Origin of the sequence: Streptoverticillium reticulum, assembly GCF_047456005.1 — a bacterium.
GTDB classification, from domain to species: Bacteria; Actinomycetota; Actinomycetes; order Streptomycetales; family Streptomycetaceae; genus Streptomyces; species Streptomyces reticulum.
In genome coordinates, this window is record NZ_CP179755.1 from 5358798 (window position 1) to 5378362 (window position 19565).

16 protein-coding genes and 1 tRNA gene are annotated in these 19565 nt (G+C 70.4%); 9 read left to right on the forward strand and 8 right to left on the reverse strand.

The features are described from left to right. Positions 1-53 precede the first annotated feature (53 nt). The 8 genes from ACMATS_RS24510 (at position 54) to ACMATS_RS24545 (ending at position 9581) form a co-directional block, all read left to right on the forward strand. On the forward strand, positions 54-1370 hold the full coding sequence (locus ACMATS_RS24510) for a cation:proton antiporter (RefSeq protein ID WP_414169061.1): 1317 nt from the start codon (positions 54-56) through the stop codon (positions 1368-1370). After that, the gene (locus ACMATS_RS24515) at positions 1367-2113 is read left to right on the forward strand and encodes a ferredoxin--NADP reductase (RefSeq protein WP_414169062.1); all 747 of its coding nucleotides are present in this window, start codon (positions 1367-1369) and stop codon (positions 2111-2113) included. Before ACMATS_RS24510 ends, ACMATS_RS24515 begins: the two co-directional genes overlap by 4 nt. Then, the gene (locus tag ACMATS_RS24520) at positions 2110-3321 is read left to right on the forward strand and encodes a MalY/PatB family protein (protein ID WP_414169063.1); all 1212 of its coding nucleotides are present in this window, start codon (positions 2110-2112) and stop codon (positions 3319-3321) included. The genes ACMATS_RS24515 and ACMATS_RS24520 overlap by 4 nt, the downstream gene beginning before the upstream one ends. 72 nt (positions 3322-3393) lie before the next feature. After that, complete coding sequence (locus tag ACMATS_RS24525; RefSeq protein ID WP_414169064.1) at positions 3394-4719, forward strand: tryptophan 7-halogenase; 1326 nt, start codon at positions 3394-3396, stop codon at positions 4717-4719. Between the two features lie 19 nt (positions 4720-4738). Beyond that, positions 4739-5557 carry a class I SAM-dependent methyltransferase gene (locus tag ACMATS_RS24530; RefSeq protein ID WP_414169065.1) on the forward strand — a complete coding sequence of 273 codons (819 nt, stop codon included), beginning with the start codon at positions 4739-4741 and terminating at the stop codon, positions 5555-5557. 327 nt (positions 5558-5884) lie between these two features. After that, positions 5885-6955 (forward strand): iron ABC transporter substrate-binding protein, encoded by a 1071-nt coding sequence (locus ACMATS_RS24535; protein WP_414169066.1) that lies wholly within the window; start codon positions 5885-5887, stop codon positions 6953-6955. Next, positions 6952-8526 (forward strand): ABC transporter permease, encoded by a 1575-nt coding sequence (locus ACMATS_RS24540; protein WP_414169067.1) that lies wholly within the window; start codon positions 6952-6954, stop codon positions 8524-8526. Before ACMATS_RS24535 ends, ACMATS_RS24540 begins: the two co-directional genes overlap by 4 nt. After that, positions 8523-9581: an ABC transporter ATP-binding protein gene (locus tag ACMATS_RS24545; RefSeq protein WP_414169068.1), complete on the forward strand. Its 1059-nt coding sequence runs from the start codon at positions 8523-8525 to the stop codon at positions 9579-9581. The genes ACMATS_RS24540 and ACMATS_RS24545 overlap by 4 nt, the downstream gene beginning before the upstream one ends. 180 nt (positions 9582-9761) lie before the next feature. On the opposite strand, the gene ACMATS_RS24550 is transcribed toward ACMATS_RS24545, so the two are convergent. Next, a tRNA-Arg gene (locus ACMATS_RS24550) sits at positions 9762-9834 on the reverse strand. A gap of 209 nt (positions 9835-10043) precedes the next feature. On the opposite strand from ACMATS_RS24550, the gene ACMATS_RS24555 reads away from it, so the two are divergent. Continuing rightward, entirely contained in the window at positions 10044-10934 is an 891-nt protein-coding gene (locus ACMATS_RS24555; RefSeq protein ID WP_414169069.1) for a transporter, read from the forward strand. Between the two features lie 330 nt (positions 10935-11264). Here the strand turns inward: ACMATS_RS24555 and ACMATS_RS24560 are convergent, their stop codons facing one another. From ACMATS_RS24560 to ACMATS_RS24590, 7 genes are all read right to left on the reverse strand, one after another. Next, entirely contained in the window at positions 11265-12785 is a 1521-nt protein-coding gene (locus ACMATS_RS24560; protein ID WP_414169070.1) for a gamma-glutamyltransferase, read from the reverse strand. Between the two features lie 79 nt (positions 12786-12864). Beyond that, positions 12865-13719 carry a nucleotidyltransferase domain-containing protein gene (locus ACMATS_RS24565; RefSeq protein WP_414169071.1) on the reverse strand — a complete coding sequence of 285 codons (855 nt, stop codon included), beginning with the start codon at positions 13717-13719 and terminating at the stop codon, positions 12865-12867. Between the two features lie 408 nt (positions 13720-14127). Next, complete coding sequence (locus ACMATS_RS24570; RefSeq protein WP_414169072.1) at positions 14128-15501, reverse strand: DUF317 domain-containing protein; 1374 nt, start codon at positions 15499-15501, stop codon at positions 14128-14130. 61 nt (positions 15502-15562) lie between these two features. After that, positions 15563-16693 carry a DnaB-like helicase N-terminal domain-containing protein gene (locus ACMATS_RS24575; RefSeq protein WP_414170783.1) on the reverse strand — a complete coding sequence of 377 codons (1131 nt, stop codon included), beginning with the start codon at positions 16691-16693 and terminating at the stop codon, positions 15563-15565. Further along, positions 16693-17907 carry a DNA cytosine methyltransferase gene (locus ACMATS_RS24580; RefSeq protein WP_414169073.1) on the reverse strand — a complete coding sequence of 405 codons (1215 nt, stop codon included), beginning with the start codon at positions 17905-17907 and terminating at the stop codon, positions 16693-16695. Before ACMATS_RS24580 ends, ACMATS_RS24575 begins: the two co-directional genes overlap by 1 nt. A 47-nt stretch (positions 17908-17954) precedes the next feature. Beyond that, the gene (locus ACMATS_RS24585) at positions 17955-18824 is read right to left on the reverse strand and encodes a hypothetical protein (RefSeq protein ID WP_414169074.1); all 870 of its coding nucleotides are present in this window, start codon (positions 18822-18824) and stop codon (positions 17955-17957) included. 123 nt (positions 18825-18947) lie between these two features. Then, complete coding sequence (locus ACMATS_RS24590) at positions 18948-19493, reverse strand: hypothetical protein (RefSeq protein WP_414169075.1); 546 nt, start codon at positions 19491-19493, stop codon at positions 18948-18950. Between the last annotated feature and the right edge of the window lie 72 nt (positions 19494-19565).

Consider the following 19565-nt stretch of genomic DNA (forward strand, 5'->3'; position numbering starts at 1 on the left):
CACCACATCAGTGAACGCACCACATCAGTGAGAGGCCGGAGGTCGGCTGACCGATGCATGACCCGAAAATGCACCTACTCCTCGCCGTGACCGCGGCCCTGTGCGTCATCGTGCTGGCCGCACAGATCTGCGGGCGCATCGCCCTCAGGATCGGCCAGCCCGCCGTCGTCGGCGAAATGGTCTCCGGCATCCTGCTCGGGCCCACCCTGCTCGGGGCGCTGGCACCCGGCTTCAGCGGATACGTCTTCTCCGCGGCGACCAAACCCACGCTCTACGTGATCGCCATGTTCGGGCTCAGCCTGTACATGTTCCTGATCGGCCTGGAGCACGAACACCACGCGGAATCCCACAAGGACGCCCTGCTCCCGGTGGTGCTCTCGGTCTCCGGCGTGCTCGTACCGCTGCTCGCCGGAGGCGCGGCGGCCTACTGGCTGGCGGACTCCTACCGCCCGTCCGGTGTCGGCCTGCCGCTGTTCGTGCTCTTCGTCGGCGGCGCCCTGTCGCTGACCGCCTTCCCGATGCTGGCCAGGGCGCTCCAGGAACGGGAGATGATCCGCACCCGGTTCGGCGGCATCGCCGTGCGGGCGGCTGCGATCGACGACGCGGCGGCCTGGTGCATCCTCGCCCTGGTGAGCGCGCTCTACCTGCACGACGACTGGACGCAGGCATGGCGCACCATCGTGCCGGCCGTGCTGTTCGTGGGGGCGGCCTTCGTCGTCCTGCCGAAGGTGTTCCGGGCCCCCATGGAGGAGGCGGTGCGCACGGGCCGGATCGGCGACGGGGTTTTCGTGGCCCTGCTCGCCCTGGTGCTGGCGGCCGGCTGGTTCACCGACTACATCGGGATCTACTCGGTCTTCGGCGGCTTCATCTGCGGCATGGCACTGCCCCGCGTACCGGGATTCTCCGAGCTGCTGAACGCCCGCCTGCTGCAGGTGGTCCGCTGCCTCTTCCTGCCGGTGTTCTTCGCCTTCTCCGGCCTCAATACCGACCTATCCGGCGCGCTCCAGTCAAGCTACCTGTGGGCACTGGGCGTTCTGTTCGCGGCGGCCTTCGTCTCGAAGTCCGTCGCGTCCCTGATCGTCCTGAGGTCCTTCCGCTGGGGCTGGGGCGAGTCGGTCGCGATGGGCGGACTGATGAACGCCCGGGGCCTGATGATCCTGATCTTCATCAACATCGGCCTGGCGATGGGAGTGATCGAGAAGCAGCTCTTCTCCATCCTCGTACTCATTGCCCTCGCGACCACCGCACTGGCCATGCCGCTCTACCGGATCCACTTCACGCCCGAACGCGAAGAGGCGGCCCGGCAGGGCTGGCGGGGCGGGCGGCAGGACAGGACGGAGCCCTCGCTGCTGCTGGAGAAGGCCGCATGACCGGCCCGCACGACCCCCTCGTACCGGTCTGCATCGACCGCATCGTCCCCGAGGGACACGAGGTCAAGACCTTCGTCCTCGCACCGGTCACAGGCCCTGCATCCCGCGAACTCGCCTACCGGGCAGGACAGTTCCTCACCCTGCGCCTCCCCGTCCCTGCCGACCGGCCCGTCCTGCGCAGCTACTCCATCTCCACCTGTCCCGTCTCGGACCCCCGCCTGGCGGTCACGGTCAAGCGCACCGCCGGGGGCACCGGATCGAACTGGCTCTACGAGACCGCCGAACCCGGCATGACCCTGGAAGTCCTCCCGCCGTCCGGCAGCTTCACCCTCGACGACAGCGGAAACGACCTGCTGCTCTTCGCGGCCGGTGTCGGCATCACCCCCGTCTACTCACTGCTCAAATACGCCTTGGCCGCGTCCCGCAGGACCGTCCGTCTCCACTACTCGGTGCGCAGCCGCGACACCGCACCGTTCCTCGGCCCGATCGAGAACCTGGAGCGCCGCCACCCGGGACGCCTGCGGCTCGATCTGCGGGTGACCGGAGCACACGGGCGGCTCGACGCCGCCACCGTCCGGGACCTGTCCGGCACGCTGCACGCGCCGACGTCGTACGTGTGCGGACCGGCCGGCTACACGGCCATGGTGACCGACGCGCTCAGAGCCGCAGGCCGACCGGAGAGCTCCGTCAGGACCGAGTCGTCCGGCCGTCCGCCCCGCACGCCACGAGGTGCCGCCGCATGACCGGATCCGCTGCAGCAGTACGGCCGTTGCTCGACCTCGCGCCTGATCTCGACCTGGACGGCATCACGGCGGAGTCCCTGCGTGCGGCCGGACACCTCAAGTGGACGGTGTCCGGGCCGGACCTGCTCGGGGCCTGCGCCGCCGAGATGGACTACGGCACCGCCCCGCCGGTCACCGCGGCGCTCGCCGAGGCACTCGGCAAAGGCGCCCTGGGGTATCTGCCGCAGGCCCTGGCGGACGGGCTGGCCGAGGCCTGCGCGGCCTGGCAGCGCGACAGCTACGGATGGGACGTGGCACCGGCCGACGTCCGCCTGCTGCCCGATGTCGTCCGCGCCTTCCACGTGGCGATCGACCACTTCTCCCGTCCCGGCTCGCCCGTGATCGTGCCCGTCCCGGCGTTCACACCGTTCCTGACGGTGCCCGGACTGCTCGGCCGGGAGGTCATCCCGGTCGAGATGGTCCGTTCGGCAGGCCGGTACGTCCTCGACCTGGATGCGCTGGATCGTGCGTACACCGTTGGGGGGCACCTGCTGGTGCTCTGCAACCCGCACAATCCGACCGGCCGGGTGATGGAAACAGGCGAACTTCACGCCATCTGTGAGGTGGTCGAGCGACACGGCGGACGCGTCTTCGCCGACGAGGTGCACGCTCCGCTGGTGTACGGCGGCCACCGTCATGTGCCCTACGCCGCCACGTCACCGGCTGCCGCGCAGCACACCGTCACGGCCACCTCCGCGTCCAAGGCGTGGAACCTCGCCGGGCTCAAGTGCGCTCAGATGGTGCTCGGCAACGACGCCGACCGCGACCGGTGGGAGCGGCTCGGACGGCTGGCCACCGACGGCACGTCGACCCTCGGAGCAGTGGCCGGAACGGCCGCGTACCGGGCCGGCCGGCCCTGGCTCGACGCGGTGCTCGCCCGGCTCGACCACAACCGGCACCTGCTGGCCGGGCTGCTGGCCGAACACCTCCCACAGGTGAGCCACACCCCGCCCGAGGGGACCTACCTGGGCTGGCTGGACTGCCGGGACCTGGACCTGCCGGGGCCCGATCCGGCCACGTACTTCGCCGCGGCGGCAGGGGTGACCACGGTCGACGGCGGCACCTGTGGTGCACCGGGCCGCGGCTTCGTCCGGGTCAACTTCGCCACCACCCCGGAGATCCTCACCCGCATCGTGCGGCAGCTGGCCGCGGCCGCGGCCACGGCCTGAACACACGAACTTCTTCAGCAGACTTCAGCGCACTCAGCACACGACCATGCAGAGAAAGGCTCGGGCAGAGCAATGAAGCGTGACATCACCGTCATCGGCGGCGGCACGGCAGGTCTGATCGCGGGCATCACCCTGATCCGCACCTGCCCGGACGTGAACGTGACCGTCATCCGCTCCACCGCGATGGGCACCATCATGGTCGGCGAGGGCACGTTCGCGGACACGCCCAACTACCTGCACGGCGTGCTGGGCATCCCCAAGGAGGACTTCTACCGGGAGGTGAATCCCGTGTGGAAGCTCGGCGTGCGCTTCCTGTGGGGCCCGCGCCCGTACTTCGACTACCCCTTCAACGAGCAGTTCGACAACCAGATCCTGCCCACCGCGCAGAAGCCGTGGGGCTACTACCACCTCGACGACTACACGGGCCCCATGGTGGCCGGTGCGGCCCCCGGCGGGGCACCGGCCAGGAGCGTCGGCTACCACATTGAGAACCAGCCCTTCGTGGCCTACCTGGAGCGCCACTTCGCCGGTCTGGGCGGTCAGTTGGTCGACGCGAAGGTGGTGACCGCGGACATCGGTGAGCGAGGCGTGGAGAGCGTCCTCCTCGAGTCGGGCGAGCGGCACACGGCGGACTTCTTCGTCGACGCCTCCGGCTTCCGCGCCGAGCTGATCAACCAGGGGCTGGGGGAGCAGTTCGTCAGCATGCGCGACCACCTCTTCTGCGACCGGGCGGTCGTCGGCGGCTGGGCCCGGAACGGCGAGCCGGTCAAGCCGTACACCACCATGGACACCATGGACGCGGGCTGGTGCTGGCGGATCGACCACGAGCACACCATCAACCGGGGCTACGTCTTCAGCAGTGCATACCTCAGTGACGACCAGGCTGCTGAGGAACTCGTCCGGAAGAACCCGAAGATCGACCCGTCCGCCGTGCGCGTGGTGCCCTTCGCGGCCCGGCGCATCCGCCGCCCCTGGGTGAAGAACGTGGCCGCCATCGGCAACGCCTGCGGTTTCGTCGAGCCGTTGGAGGCGACGAACATCCAGGTCATCTGCATGCACGCCCAGCGGCTCGCCAAGGCCCTCGCGGCCGGCGGCCTGACCGACGTGACGCTCGCCGAGGAGTACAACCGGTCTGTCAACACGCAGTGGGAGGACATCAGGGACTTCCTCGCCCTCCACTACAAGTTCAACACCCGCCTGCAGACGCCGTTCTGGGAGATGGCGGTCCGGGATACCCCGCTGGGCGGCCTCGAGGAGTACGTCGCGCAGTACCAGGAGCACGGACCGGCGCTGCTGACGGGCCCCGACGGCAAGCCGTCGAGCATGTTCGGCTACGACGGCCACCTCGCGGTCCTGCTCGGGCTGCGGGCACCGTGGCGCGACGGCGGAATCCGCTAGGGGCCGGGGGACTTCCGTCATGACGGACATGGCAGACATAGCCGACGACACGCTTGTCGCACGGCACTACGAGACCTTCAGCGAGGGCCCGAGGCTGACGAAGTCACGGGTCCGGAGGCTGGAGTTCGACACCTCGCTGCACGTGCTGGGCGGACACCTCCCGCCGGGCTCCGCCCTCCTCGAACTCGGGGCCGGGCACGGGGCGTACTCCCTGCACTACGCCCGCCGTGGCCACCGGGTCACGGCGACCGACCTGGTCGGCGCCAACGTCGAGGCCATGCGGGCCCGGGCCGACGCGGAGGGCCTGCGGGTGGCGCTCGACGTCCGGCAGGCCGATGCCACATGCCTCAAGGAGTTCGGCGACGGGGAGTTCGGGGCGGTCCTCTGCCTCGGTCCCTACTACCACCTGCGGACGCAGGAGCTCCGCCGGCGCGCGCTGGACGAGTGCCGGCGGGTGGTGCGGGCCGGTGGCATCGTGGCGGTCTCGTACATCAACCGCCCCCTCGCCGTGAACTACCTGCTCGCGACGGGCCGGGCCCTCGCCGCGGAGCAGTACGTCTCCCTGGCGCAGCCCGACGACCTCCGTACGGACTACCCGGACGACTTCTTCAACGTCTCCCACTTCTCCACGCGGGAGTCTGTCGACGCGGACCTGCAGGCGTGCGGCTTCGAGACCGTCGAGCACGCGGGCACGGACGGGCCGAGCGGCTTCTTCCCCCGCGTCCTGGAAGACCTCGACGAGGACGCCTACCGGGACTACCGCGCGTACCACCTCGGGACCGGCTCGCGGGCGGCGGGCACCAGCAGCCACTGCCTGGCAGTGGCCCGACGGACGTGACAGGCGTGACGGGCATGAAGGGTATGGAGGGCATGACGGGCTTGATGGTCGAATCAGGTCGATCCGGACGGGGACTCCTCGGGCGTTTGCCCGGACTTGGCGCTTCGGGGAGCGAAGTTTGGCCATGCCGATGCATGGCTGAAATCTGACGGCTCAAAACTTGTTAGGTAAACCTTCCCTGTCCTAGGTTCTGGCGCATCATGCCGGGGTCGGGTGCCCCACGAGCCGCGTTCCCTGGGTGCGCGGCGCCGCCCGTAACCGGCTGGATCCAGCCGTTCTGGGTGAAGCCGACCGGCCGAACCCTGCCCACTGCGGAGGTCCCCCACCATGCTCCGATCCCTCAGGCCCGTCGCCGCGCTGTCGCTCACGACCGCCTGTCTCCTCGGACTGACCGCCTGCGGCGGTTCGTCCGGCAGCAAGGACGACGGCGACGCCTCGTCGGCGTCGAACGGAGCGTCCCTCAAGGGTCAGACGGTCACCGTCTACAGCGGTCAGCACGAGCAGACCGTCAAGGCACTGGCCGCGGACTTCGAGAAGCGCACCGGCGTCAAGGTCGAGCTGCGCTCCGGCGACGAGGCCGAGCTCGCCAACCAGATCCTCCAGGAGGGCGCGGCCTCCCCGGCCGACGTCTTCTACGCCGAGAACCCGCCCGCACTGACCACTCTGGAGGAGAAGGGCCTGCTGGCCCCGGTGAAGGCGGACACCCTCAAGGCCGTCCCCGCCCCGGACAGTTCGCCCAAGGGCGACTGGGTCGGCATCTCCGCCCGCACCGCCGCCTTCCTCGCCGCCGAGGGCAAGGGTGCCGACACCGCACCGCCGTCCTCCGTGCGCGACCTGGCCAAGCCGGAGTGGAAGGGGCGCCTCGGCATCGCGCCCGGCGAGACCGACTTCGCGCCCGTCGTCACGCGCATGATCAAGACCGATGGCGAGGACGCCGCCAAGAAGTGGCTGGAAGGCCTGAAGGCCAACGCCAAGACCTACGACAGCAACGAGGACCTGTCCGCCGCCGTCAACAAGGGCGAGGTCGAGGGCGGCGTCATCGACCACTACTACTTCTACCGCCTGCGCGACGAGCAGACCGCCGCCAAGACCCACGCCAAGCTGCACTACTTCGCGAAGGGCGACCCGGGCGCGCTCGTCGACGTCTCGGGCGCGGCCGCCCTCAAGCACGGCAAGCACCAGCAGGCCGCTCAGGCGTTTCTCGCCTACCTGGCCAGTGCGCCCGCACAGAACGTGATCGCCACCTCCGAGAGCTACGAGTACCCGCTCGTCCCGGGCGTCAAGGGCAAGAGCGAACTCCCCGCACTCGACACCATCGGCACCGTCGCGAACGTCGCCGACCTCGGTGACGGCAAGGAGGCCCTCAAGCTCCTCCAGGACACCGGTCTCCTGGCGTGAGCACCGTCCGTTCACCCGGTGGTCCGTCGCCGCTGCTGCGGTGGCGGGCCGCCGGCCTGCTGCCCGCTGTCGCCTTCGTCGTCGTCGCCGCGGTGGTCTCGCCGCTCGCGTTCGTCGGCGTCCAGGCCGCCCAGGCGGGCTGGGAGCAGGCCCACCGCCTGCTCGGCCGCCCGCTGATCGCCACCCTGCTGTGGAACACCGCCACGCTGGCCCTCGCGGTCACCTTCGCCACCGCCGTCCTCGGCTTCGGCGCGGCGTACCTGGTGGAGCGTACCGACCTGCCGGGCCGTCGCTGGTGGACCGTCGCGCTCGCCCTCCCGCTCGCCGTGCCCGAGTTCGTCCGCGGCTACTCCTGGGTCTCGCTGACCGGCTCGGTCCGCGGCTACTGGGGAGCGGTGCTCGTGATGACCTGCTCGCTGTACCCGCTGGTGTTCCTTCCGGTCGCCGCGACCCTGCGCCGCGCCGACACCGCAGCCGAAGAGGTCTCCCGCAGCCTCGGACGGGGCCCGTTCGCGACCCTCTGGCGCGTCACCCTGCCCCTCGCCCGTCCTGCACTGGCCGGTGGCGCACTGCTGGTGTCGCTCTATCTGCTCGGCGAGTACGGGGCGTTCGCGATGCTGCGGTTCACCACCTTCGCCACCGCCATCTTCAGCGAGTACAAACTGGGCTTCGACGCGGCCTCGGCCGCACTGCTCACCCTGGTGCTCGTCGCCCTCGCCCTGTTGCTCGTCCTCCTGGAGGCGACCGCAGGCCGCCGCGGCCGCACCGCCCGCCGCGCCACCGCCGGCCGCAGCGCCGCCCCCGCCCGGCTCGGCCGTTGGACAGCGCCAGCCCTGGCCGCACTGACCGCCCTCGTCGCCACCGCGCTCGGCGTGCCGGTCTGCGCCCTCGGCTACTGGCTGGTGCGCGGCAGCTCCACCACGCTCCCGCAGGCCTCGGTGCTCACCGCCGCGCTCACCACGCTCGGCTACGCCGCCGTGTCCGCCCTCGTCGCCACCGCGACCGCTGTACCCGTCGCCCTGTACGCCTGGCGGCGCTACAGCCGGCTCGCCCGGGCCGCCGAGAGCGCCGCCTACCTCACCCGGGCGCTGCCCGGCATCGCGGTCGCCCTCTCCGTCGTCTACTTCGCGATCCGCTACGCCCAGCCGCTCTACCAGCAGCCCCCGATGCTCGTCGCCGGGTACGCAGTGCTCTACTTCCCGCTCGCCCTGACGGCCGTGCGGGCCGCCCTGGCCCAAGTGCCGCCCGGCGTCGAGGAGGTGGCCCGCTCGCTCGGCACCCGCCCGGCCGCGGTGCTGGCCCGCATCACGCTGCCGCTCGTGCTGCCCGGCCTCGGCGCGGCCGCCGCCATGGTCGCCCTCACCGCCAGCACCGAACTGACCGCCACCCTGCTGCTCCGCCCGACCGGCACCGAGACCCTCGCCACCCGCTTCTGGACGTACACCAGCGGCCTCGCCTACGGAGCCGCAGCACCGTACGCCGCACTGATGGTGGCCCTGTCCGTACCGCCCGTCCTCCTGCTCACCCGCCGCACACTCGGCGCCGATCCCCGTACGGAGACAACGCGATGAGTGGCCTGTCGATCAAAGGGTTGCGTGCCGCGCACGGCCGGAACGAGATCCTCGCCGGAGTCGACCTGACGGTCGAGGACGGGGCACTGGCCTGTGTGCTCGGACCGTCCGGATGCGGCAAGAGCACCCTGCTGCGCGTCATAGCCGGCTTCCATCCGGCCACAGAGGGCGAAGTCGCCCTGGGCGGGCGGCTGCTGGACGACGGGCGGCGTCGGCTGCCCGCCGAGCACCGCAGGATCGGCTATGTGCCGCAGGACGGTGCGCTGTTCCCACACCTGACCGTGGCCGGCAACATCGGCTTCGGCCTGCCGCGCGGCCGCCGCCGCGAGAAGGTCGCCGAACTCCTCGCCCTGGTCGGCCTCGACGGCCTCGCCAAGCGTCACCCGCACCAGCTCTCCGGAGGCCAGCAGCAGCGTGTCGCCCTCGCCCGCGCCCTGGCGACCGAACCCGAACTGCTCCTGCTGGACGAGCCGTTCGCGGCCCTCGACGCGGCCCTGCGCACCGACTTGCGGGCCGAGGTCGCAGCGACGCTGCGACGCGCCGGGGCGACCGCGATCCTGGTCACCCACGACCAGGAGGAGGCCCTGTCCTTCGCCGACACCATCGCCGTCCTGCACGCCGGCCGCACGGCCCAGCAGGCCGCCCCGCAACAGCTCTACCGCGAGCCCGCCGACACCGCCATAGCCCGCTTCCTCGGCGAGGCCAACCTGATCCCGGCCACCGTGGCGGAGGGCAAGGCCGAGACCGTCTTCGGCACCTTCCCGCTGACCGCGACCGCGACCGCGACCGCGACCGCGACCGAGAACGGAGAGCGGGACGGCCTGGTCCTGCTGAGGCCACGTCAACTCCGCCTCCGCACCGACCCCGGCCCGGGCGCCGTCCACGCCCGGGTACAGACGTGCCGCTTCCGCGGCCACGACCACAGGATCGAACTCCTCCCCACGGATCCGGACGGCCTGCCGCCCACCCTCATCGCCTACACCGACGCGCCGTGGCCGACGGGGGAGGCGTACGTGGAGGCGCAGGGGCCGGCGCATGTGGTGGAGGGGCGGTAGGGGGCGCTCGCATAGATCGCCTGCGCAGATACCCGGTGACAGCCGGACAGGGTCGGGCCCACCCCGTGGCCATCGGGGCGGGCCCGACCCTTACGCCCCCTGTACGGAACCTGAACTAGTCTGCGTCTGACCAGCAAAAACGCCCCTCCCGAAGGGAGAGGCGAAGGGTGGAGCGCGGAGCGCCCCCGGCAGGACTCGAACCTGCGGCCAAGCGCTTAGAAGGCACGTGCTCTATCCACTGAGCTACGGGGGCTGACCTGCGAAAACGCAGTCTTCCGGGCGCTCGTCCCAGGTATCTGTGGGACCTATGTGGGATCCGCAGATCCCTGGGATCCGTGGGACGCTGGCGCGCCCACGTGGCCCGGAGGTAGCTTCTCACACCATCTTCACAAGCCCGAAGACTCTCGCGGAAACAATCCTGTACCGCCCGACGTTTCCGATCTTCGAACCGAGGAGGGGAAGGTGTCGGGCCTGAAGCTGTTCCACACGACAAACGGCGGCATGACCGAGGTCACGCCGCGTCTTGCTGAGGTCGAGGCGGATGTACAGGACCTCATCGAGGCGCACATGGAGACGATGCTAGGGGTGCGGTTCCTGGCGAGCGAGTACGTCATCGACTGCGTTGACGGCGGGCGCATCGATTCGCTGGGGCTGGACGAGAACAACGCCCCCGTGGTCGTGGAGTACAAGCGTTCGACCGATGCGGGCGTGATCAACCAGGGCCTGTACTACATGGCGTGGCTCATGGCCCACAAGGACGCCTTCCGGAACCTGGTCCGCGACCGGCTCGGGGCCCCGGCCGCGTCCCAGATCCTGTGGAGCGCACCCCGGCTGATCTGCATCGCCGGCGACTTCACCCGCTACGACGCCCACGCCGTGCGCGAGCACCGGCGCAGCATCGACCTGGTCCGCTACCGCTTCTTCGGCAACGACCACATTGGCCTTGAGACCGTGGCCTCCGTCACGGGGCACTCGGCCATGCCCAAGCGGGTACGCCGGCGGGCGGCCGGGCTGCCGCCGACCCGCTCGCAGGGCGGTGCCCTGGCGGAGCTGGCCGAGGCGGCCGACGAGGTGCTGCTCGGTCTCGGGGACGGCATCACCCGCATCCAGCGCAAGCAGTACGCGGCCTACCAGCGGCTGCGGAACTTCGCGTGCCTGTGCCTGCCGCAGCAGACCAAGCTCCTCGTCTACCTCAAGGCCGACCCGAAGAAGGTCGACCTCATTCCCGGCTTCACCCGGGATGTGACGGGGCTCGGTCACCATGGCACGGGCGACCTGGAGGTGCAGCTGCGTACGGAGCGGGACCTGGAGCGCGCCCAGGAGCTGTTCCGCCTCAGCTACGCCGCGGCGTAGCGAGTACGCGAATAGCAGGACGCGCTCGGGGATGTGCAGTTGTGGTCTGGAGCCCGTGTGGATGCCTTTCGACGTGCCGGTCAGGTAATGGCGGTGGAGTAACAATCATCCGGAGGATCGAGCGTTTGGCCAACCGCCGATCTGCGGCTATATTCCGGCCGCGTTTCCTGGGCAGGATCGCCGCGGTGCTTACACCGCGGAGGCTGGATTGCGCCCCTTCACGGGTCAAGACGGGGCCGCCTATGGGCGTGGCCCCGTCTTGATCCGCCTGGCTCTGGACGCCTTGGTGGTGGGGAGCACCATGGTCGCGTGCTGTGCGGTTCGGGTCGTTCAGCGGCGGTGGTAAGGAAGGTCGTCCTGGCGCAGGGCGAGGTACGTCTCGGGGGTGGCGGCCTCGAGGATGCCTGGGTGCTCGTCAAGGTCGAGCCGGGGCTCTTGGTGGGCTGGCAGGAGGTCGCTCCACTGGCGGGTGGCGCCGTCTTCGTAGGCGTCGCGCAGGCGTTCCTGGATCAGCTCGCGCCGTTGATCCTGCGTTTCGCGGAAGACGCGGCGCTGGTCGCGACGATGCTGTTCCTCCGCCTCTTCGTCGGCGGACTCGTCGGCGATGCGTTGGTCCTCGGCGCGCAGGCCCGGGGTGCGTTCGGCGATGACCTGGTCTTCGTAGCGGAGTTGGTCGCAGGCGGCGAACAGGCGCCGCGACATGCCCAGCTGCAGTTCGGTGCCGGGGATGCGGTAGGTGAGGAAGTCGTCCAGGCCGATGCCGCGGGTGTGCGCCCGGCGAGTCGGTTCGTCGGTCGCGGGAACCTCGGCCCTCACTGCTGCCCGCATCGCACGGGTCAGGGAGTCGCGCTCCAGCGGTGTGGTCAGGCCGTCGGGGCGGCGGCGCCGGGTGGAGCGGTCCCCGGGCAGGGCGACGGTGCGCAGTTGTGAGGGCGGTGCAGAGCGAAGAGCCAGGTAGACCAGCATCTGGGCCCGGGCGGTCTCCATGAGGGCGTCGTCGCTCTCGCCGAGATGGTCTTCAGGAGCGCCCGGCGCTTTCGGCTGGGCGGGGCCGTTGGCTGGCGGGAGCGGCGGCTGCCCGGGGTGCTGCTCGTGGTCGATGGTGATGAACAGGTCGCCCTTGGACTGCACGGAGGCGCCGCACAGGATACGGCGGTGGGCGAAGGCGTGCAGCACCTTGCCGCCCTCGGCGAGCTGCTTCCAGCCCGGGGCGAGATGCGGCAGCCCGACGTTGCCGCCCTTGGCCTCGATCAGCCAGTACGCGTTCTCCACCTCATGCCGACCCCACAAATCCGGCAGTGTCCGGGACGGGTCCTTGAACGTCGCCGCCAACGCGGGGACGGGCCCGCCGTCCTCGATGTGCCAGGTCTGGCCCAGCCCCATCAGCGAGCGGCATGCCCACTCGGCCATGGTCATCCCCAGTCGGTAGCCGAGGATGTTCTTGCCCGACCGCTCGGTGCCGTGCTCGTACACCGCGTTCAGCGTGAGCCGCCGGCCCGAGGCGTGCGGGAGCGGATGCTTGGGCTCGACGTCGTGCATGCCGAGATACGCGTACAGCGGGGCCACGCGGGCGACCAGCTCGCCCCGGGCCAGCTGCGGGGCCTGGTGCAGCCAGGGCGTCACGTCACGGCCGACCTCGGTGGCCGCCTTGATGATCTCCCGCCACGTCGTGGTCGGCAGGTACCAGCCGTCCGCCGCGGGGAACGCTCCCGGCGAGGTCCACGGCTCGGCCTTGGCTGTACGCCACTGCTGGTGCGGTCGCTTGGCCGGCCCGTCACGGATCAGCACCGGTATGTCGAGACTGTCGGCATACACCAGGGGCGGGGCATCGGAGAGGTCTGCGGGAATCACGCAGGTCACTGTGGCACCGACGGCTTCTCCCGCCTTGAGGTGAGTCGCCTCGTGTCAACCTTGCCTTGGGCCCAGGGCCTCACAGGTCGGGCAGGGCGGTGGCGCCGCGCACGGTGATGTGGAGGGCGTGCAGCGGCTGGGTCCGGGTGGGGCGGATGACCTCCAGGCACTGCGCTTGCTGGCGGAGCCGGTAGATGAGCTGGTTGAAGTCGTACCAGTCGAGGTTGATCCACAGTGCGCCTGCGTAGTCGCGCCGGGCTGGGTCGAGGGGTCGGCCTTGCACCCAGACGGACTGTGCGGCGATGCCCGCTTCTTCGGCGTAGCGGATGGCGGCGGCTGCGGCTCTGCGCAGTGGGCTGTCCGCCTTCCAGCGCCTGGCCAGGGCGGTTGCCGCGGCCGGGCTGGAGGTCTCGGTGTCGGGCAGTTCGATGCGGCGGATATCGATGGCGCCGGCATCGAGCATGTCGACCAGCCGGGTGCGTACGGGCAGGGGAATCCATCGGTCGAGCCCGTCGAACTGTTCGATCATCGCGTCGCGCGGTGCCCGGCCGGCGTTGGGGTCGGCCTTGATGGCGTGCAGCCGGTCCCGGGCTGCGGCGGGTGTGTCGCCGCGCTTCCACAGCAGTTTCGGCTCGCTGCCCGGGGGGAGGTCGTTCTGGTTGAACTGGAACTGGATTCCGCGCCTGTTGCCCTTGAGTGCGCGCTTCATGTCCGCCATGGGGTCACGCCCGTACATCAGGGCGGTGACGACGTCCTCGGTGAACTCGGTGTCCCTGCGGTGCACGACCACCACGTCCAGGTCGCCTGGCTCCAGCGCGCCTCGGGCATACGAGCCGAAGACGTGGACCTCGTCCACGAGATCCAGAGGGCGCCGGCCCTGCTCCAGGTGGTCGAGCATTTCCTGCAGCAGCTCGGTGGCCCGTTGACGTTTCACTTGAACTCCCTGTTGCTCTTGGCCCCGTCCTGGAACTGTAGGGGCTGGTCTGCTCTGGGCCAGAGCCTCGAGCTGCTTGTCAGATCCTGGCGGCAGGCGGACATTGGGTATCCCGATTGATCCGAGCAGGGACGGTGAGTATGCCCAGCGGCGTTGTCGCCTGGTTCGACCCCGACCGGGGCATGGGCGCGATCCGGCAGACCGGCGCCGGGGACGAGATAGCCGCCGAACGGTCGGCGGTCCAGGGTGATGGATGCCGCGCGCTGCGGGCAGGGAACAGGTCAGGTTCGATATCACACGCGACGGGCACGGTGTCCGGGCTGACAACGTCCGCCGAATCCCGCGCAGGTGACCGTCTCCGCCCTGGACGACTTCTTCGCCGCCGCATGGCCACGCTCATCTGGCGGGTCAGCGGGTTCGGCTGGTCTGGCGTGAGGCCGGTGTTGGGGGAAGGGCGGCGGGCGCGGTGGTGAGCTGCGCCGTGTGCTTGGGCTTCGTGGGGCTGTGGTGCCGGGTGCCGGTGCCGTGGGCGAGGTTCTCGGTGAGGTTGGCCAGCAGTGTTGTGGGGGTGTAGGGGGAGGCGTGGATTTCCCAGGTGGGGTGGTCGATGCTGGGGCCGGCCCACAGGGTCCAGGTGGCGAGGGGGCTGTGGGGGTTCTGGGCGGCGAAGGCGTCGAACTGGATGCCGGCGTCGCTTTGGGGTGTTTCCCAGCGGATCCAGCGTCCGTTGACGGTGTGCTTCCAGCCGGCGTCGGTGAGCGGGCGGGTGGCTGCGGTGACGGTCTGCTCGCCGACGGGGCTGCCGATGGCGGTCTCCCAGGCGTCACCCTCGGCGAGGTGCGTCAGCAGGGTGTCGAGGACGGGGGCCGGGGTGGCGCCGGTTGCGGTGAGGTGCCACATACGGTCGGAGACGGGACTCTCGTAGGCGGCGATGGTCCAGGCCGTCTCGCGGGGGTGGGCTTCGTGGACGCGTTCGATGCGCAGGGTCTGTGACTCGTGGATGGCGTGGGTGGTCTCGTCCGTCCAGGTGCGCCACTTTTCCCACTCGTCGTGCCGGGCGAGGAACTGGTGGAGGATGGCGTCGTGGTCGCCGGGGTCTGCGGCGTAGGAGGGGACCGTCTCCGGCTGCTGGACGGGTGGCGTCGGCTGCGCGGAGGCTGGTGCGTGCAGGGTGGTGAGGGCTTGGGCCGTCTGGCGTTCCGTGTCGGTCGTGGGCGCGGGGCCGGGTCGCAGGGTGTCGCCGTGGAGGCGTTCGAAGGCGGCGAGGGCCTGGGCTGTCGAGTCGAAGACGTCGGCGACCTGCCGCAGATGGTTCTCGCCGTGGAGGTAGACGCTCTTGCCGCTGTCGCGGTAGGTGCCGACCGCTACGGTGGTGCCGCTGTCGTCGGCGTGGGCGTGGATGACGAGCCGGCCGTGGCGGATGTCGTCGTAGATCTTGTGGGCTTCGTCGGAGACCTGGCGGATCTCGTCGCGGGTGCACCAGGGCATGGGGTAGTTGGCCCACGTCCATTCCTCGGCGATGGCTTCACGCAACTGGGGTGTGATCTCAGCTGTGATGCCCTCGCCGGCCAGTGCCTGGGCGGCTTGTTCCGCCCAGTAGGGCTCCTCGTGGTCGATGCGGGCCAGGACCAGGGTGCGTTCGTCGACGGGTTCGAATCCGCGGGCGGCCAGGAGGGCGTGGGCCGTGCGGTGCCGGGTGCCGGTGAGGTGGGCGGTCACGGCACTGGAGTGGCTGGGGTGGGTGTCGAGGCGGATGTGGGCGTCGATGACGGGGGCTGTCAAGGAGGGTTCCTCGTTTCGGCCTGTGGCCGGGCCGGCAGGGCCCGGCCACAGGCGGTCGGTATCAGCGGGAGACGCGGGAGGCGGACGGGGCCGCTGTCCGGGGAGGGCCCGCCCGCGGGGGCGCCGCGGCTCGTGCCTGGCGGGGCTTGGCAACCGGTGCCGGGCTGGTGGCGTGGTTCCAGCGGGTGCGCAGGGCGGTGAGGTCGGCCAGGGCGCGGCGGCTTCCGGTGATCAGCTGGTGGGGAGTGTTGGCCGGATCCACGGTGTAGGCAGCGATCCGGGCGGCGACGCTGTGGGCGCGGGCAAGCAGGGCTCGTTGCAGGACCCTCTCGCCCCAGTACTCGGGCGAGCCGACAGGCGTGGAGACCACGTCCATCAGGTCACCGGGGGTGGGGCCGTCGGCGAGGAGGCCGCGGTGCTGGGCCTCCCACAGCACGGTGACCGGATCGACGGGGGCACCGCGGTGGACCAGCGCGGCCAGGCACTGCCACAAGGCGCCGTGCAGAGGCAGCGTGAAGTCCTCGGGCTGCAGCCACCGCATGGTCTTCAGCTCTGTGGGGTGCGCGGTGGCGGTGGCGAGGAGGAGCCGTTCCTCGTCCCCGGCTTCCTCGCCGCCCTCCCGAGGGGGCGTGGCGGGTAGCGGGGTGCGGGGCAGCGAGCCGGGGTGCGGGGCGAACTGTCCGGAGAGGTCCTCCAGGAACCGGCCGAGGGTGTCGGCCTGGGCCAGTGTGGCGGCGGCCGGGTCCGGCAGGGTGATGTCGGCCGCGGTCTGGGCCAGGCGTTCGGCGTGCACGCGCAGCATCCGGCGGGCGTGATCGGCGCGGATCATCGTCGCGTACGCCGGTGCGTGCTTGGGCCAGGGGCAGACCTGGATGAGGGTGTGCAGGTAGGAGGCGGTCAGCCCGGGGGCTTCGGGGCGGGCGGTGTCCAGGACGGTGTTCAGCCACGCCGGATCGGTGCGATGGGCATCCGGGTCGGGTGGCGGCACGGTACGCATGGCCGCGAAGAGGGCGCCGTGGGTGTGGCTGCTGAAGTGGTCCGCCTGAAGAGAGCCGATGTCCTCCAGACGGTGAGGTTCGAGCAGGAGCGCGCCAAGCAGGGACTGCTCGGCGTAGTGCACCGCCGGGGTCGGCGGCAGGTCCTCCAGGTCATCCCGGTCGTCGTCCTGGTACGGGTCGGTGGGGCGTGGCATCAAGCGGCCAGGGTGAAGTCGTCGGGGGTGAGGGTCTTGCCGAGGTGCGGGGCCAGGAGATGCGCGGCGAGCCGGGGCGGGACGGCGTTGCCGATCTGGGAGAACTTCTGGCCCTTGTTCCCGGCCCACGGATAGTCGGCGGGGAACGTTTGCAGGAGGCCGGCTTCCTGGGCGGTGATCCGGATGGACTCCGGCACCGGCCGCTGCCCGCCCGCAACCCCGGGCGCGGGTTCGGCGACCCACACGCATTCGTTGGCCCGGTGCCCGAAGAACAAGGTGCCGGCGGGCTCGTCCGCACCGCGCACGGTCGCATTCGTCTGGTTGTTGCTGCGCAACGACCACGACCAGCCGTGCGCCCCGGCGGTGAACGCCGGCGTCGGCGCACCGGCCGGCGGGTTCCCCCACCTTCCCTCGCGTCCACCACAACCATCGCCCTCGGCAGGGGACTTGAGCACAGCAGGGCCGGTCTGGGGCTTCCAGGTACCGCGGTCGCGGGCGCCGGTGAGGGCCTTGCGGGATCCGGAGGGGAAGGGCTCCGGTCCCCCGCCGGGGCCGCCGCCGGCGCACACGGTGGGCACGGGCCGGTCGGTGGCGCCCCAGCCGAGGGCCTCGGCCATGGACACCCACCGGGAGCGGCCCGGCCCGAACAGCGTCTGCGGTTCAGCGACCTCGGCATGGGTGGGTGGCGGGGGCGCGGCGGTGCGCGTACGGGAGGCCAGCAGGATCGCCCGCCGCCGGGTCTGCGGCACGCCGTAGTCGGCGGCATTCAAGACCCCCGCCCACACCGAGAAACCCCAACCGCGCAGCACGGACGCGTACTGGCGCCACAGTGGCAGCACGTCCGGGACTTCCTCCATGGCCACCCACTCCGGCTGGCCGACGGCGTGAAGGGCGTGCAGGTAGCGCATCGGCTCGGCCGCGAGCAGGGAACGCTCGTCGCGGCACGAGGCCAGCAGCCGGGCGCGGGTGTCGCGGCCCTGAGCGAGGTCGGCGACGGCCTGGTGGACCAGCGGCTGGTCGATGAGCCCGAGACGTTTACCCGCCCTCGACCATGCCTGACACGGCGGTGACGCAATCAGCGCGGTGGTTTTGCCGACAAGCGGCCAGACCGGATATTGGGCCACATCGGTCCGGATCGTCAGCTGTCCCGCCGCGGCCCGGGTTTTGCAGGCCCACTCGTCCCATTCCAGGCCCACGTCCTGAAAACCCAGCATGGACAGGGCAAAACTCCAGCCACCGGGGCCGCTGAAGAGGTCAATTATCAAGACGCCAGCCCGAAGTCATCCTGCGTGATTTCCGAGCCCCGGCATGCCCAGGGGGAGCAACCGTCGACGACCCCCTGCTCCAGCTCCTCGGAATGCGGGGATTCGGTGCCGAGCTCTTGCTGGACGGCCGCCCATTCGGCGGCGGTGACGTGGTCGATCGGAGCCTGGTCGAGAGGAACGCGGGAGCGGTGGAGAAAAGCTTCTCCCAGAAGCCGGTTGCCGGTGGCGTTGGCGCGGGCGTTGCCCTTGCGGATCGCCGCGTCGAAGGCCACGACGTCCGCCCACTCGGACGGCGAATTATCCCGGATGTGACGCCACTGCGCGTTCCCGTGATAGGGGCAGCCGAGGCAGCTGGATTTCGGCGTATCGGCCAGCCCTAGCGAAGTCAGATAGCGGACGCAGTCGGCTCGTGACCAGCCCATATCAATCAGGGGATGGCGGTTGCGCATGTACTTGACGTCGGCGTCCTTGGCCCGGTGGAACTCATCGGTGGAGATGCCGACCCACTGGTCGACGAATATCCCCTTCGGAATGCGTGCGGGGTAGGGGTAGCCGAGGAGTTCACGGACCTTCTTCTTTATCGGCTTAATTTTATATTCACCCGTGCACTGCCGACGAGTCATACCAGGCTTACCGCCCTGATTGAGGATGTAGAGCGGCATGGAAGCGAATCGGTGATCCGGGTCAATGGCATCCTTGCGAATGTTCCCGGAGGCGACGCGCAGGACAGGAATGCCCGCCGGTTCGGCTATCTCCTTTTCCAGCCGTCCGAGATGGTCATAAACGGCTCTGGGCTCCCAGCCTGTGTCGGCGAAAATGGCGTAATCCACCTTCGGGAGGACGCCCTCGGCCGACAAGGCGAGCATTGCACTTGATTGAATGCCTGCGCCTAGAGAAATTGATTTAAATGCGGGGGGTGTGGAAATGGCTTTGGTCCTTGCGGTGTGCGGGACTGGCCGGTCGTCGGCCGGGAAAGAGGGGGAAGCGGGTCAGCGCCGTGCGGGCGCGGTGGCTGGCGTGGCTGGCGGTGCCGGGAGCGGTTTCGGCGCCGGGCGGGAGGCGAAGGCGGGGCTGGTGTGCTCCAGGCCGTCGGCGAGCTGCTGGGCGGCGTCCTTGGCTGACTTCAGCCAGTCGAAGACGCCTGCGGGCAGCTGCTGCCAGTGGGCGTGGTGCTGGGCCCACTGGAGGATCTCGACCGCGTTGCGCAACTGCTCGGAGAGCTGGGCGAGGATGGCGGCCTGCTGCTCGCCGGTTGGTGCGGTTCGGGTGGCCTGGAGGAGTTCGTCCAGCGCGGTGGGCAGCGGTGCGGGGTCGGTGGGAAGCCCGTACAGCCGGGCGTGCAGCGACTGGGCCAGACCCTGAACGGGCCCGCCGGAGGTCTTGTATCCGTAGCGCGCTCCGGCCTGCGGGCGGACGCGGAAGCTTGCGATGACGTCGCGGGGCGCGGCGTCCGGGGCGATCTCGGCGGCCAGGGCGCGGGCGAGGTCATGCGGGGTGGGTGCGTCGGCAGTCGTGGCGGCCTCCGTAAAAGACAAGGAATGCGAGGCGAGGGCTGGAGCGAGTGCACAACTCGCCTGAAGAAACGGGCGATTGGCTGGGCGGCCGTG

Excerpts from the sequence above, each read along its gene's own strand:
- ACMATS_RS24525 (WP_414169064.1), top strand. The coding sequence starts at position 3,394 with ATGAAGCGTGACATCACCGTCATCGGCGGCGGCACGGCAGGTCTGATC.
- ACMATS_RS24545 (WP_414169068.1), top strand. The coding sequence starts at position 8,523 with ATGAGTGGCCTGTCGATCAAAGGGTTGCGTGCCGCGCACGGCCGGAAC.
- ACMATS_RS24580 (WP_414169073.1), bottom strand. The coding sequence starts at position 17,907 with ATGCTGGGTTTTCAGGACGTGGGCCTGGAATGGGACGAGTGGGCCTGC.
- ACMATS_RS24575 (WP_414170783.1), bottom strand. The coding sequence starts at position 16,693 with ATGCCACGCCCCACCGACCCGTACCAGGACGACGACCGGGATGACCTG.
- ACMATS_RS24585 (WP_414169074.1), bottom strand. The coding sequence starts at position 18,824 with ATGCTCGCCTTGTCGGCCGAGGGCGTCCTCCCGAAGGTGGATTACGCC.
- ACMATS_RS24530 (WP_414169065.1), top strand. The coding sequence starts at position 4,739 with ATGACGGACATGGCAGACATAGCCGACGACACGCTTGTCGCACGGCAC.
- ACMATS_RS24520 (WP_414169063.1), top strand. The coding sequence starts at position 2,110 with ATGACCGGATCCGCTGCAGCAGTACGGCCGTTGCTCGACCTCGCGCCT.
- ACMATS_RS24535 (WP_414169066.1), top strand. The coding sequence starts at position 5,885 with ATGCTCCGATCCCTCAGGCCCGTCGCCGCGCTGTCGCTCACGACCGCC.
- ACMATS_RS24510 (WP_414169061.1), top strand. The coding sequence starts at position 54 with ATGCATGACCCGAAAATGCACCTACTCCTCGCCGTGACCGCGGCCCTG.
- ACMATS_RS24515 (WP_414169062.1), top strand. The coding sequence starts at position 1,367 with ATGACCGGCCCGCACGACCCCCTCGTACCGGTCTGCATCGACCGCATC.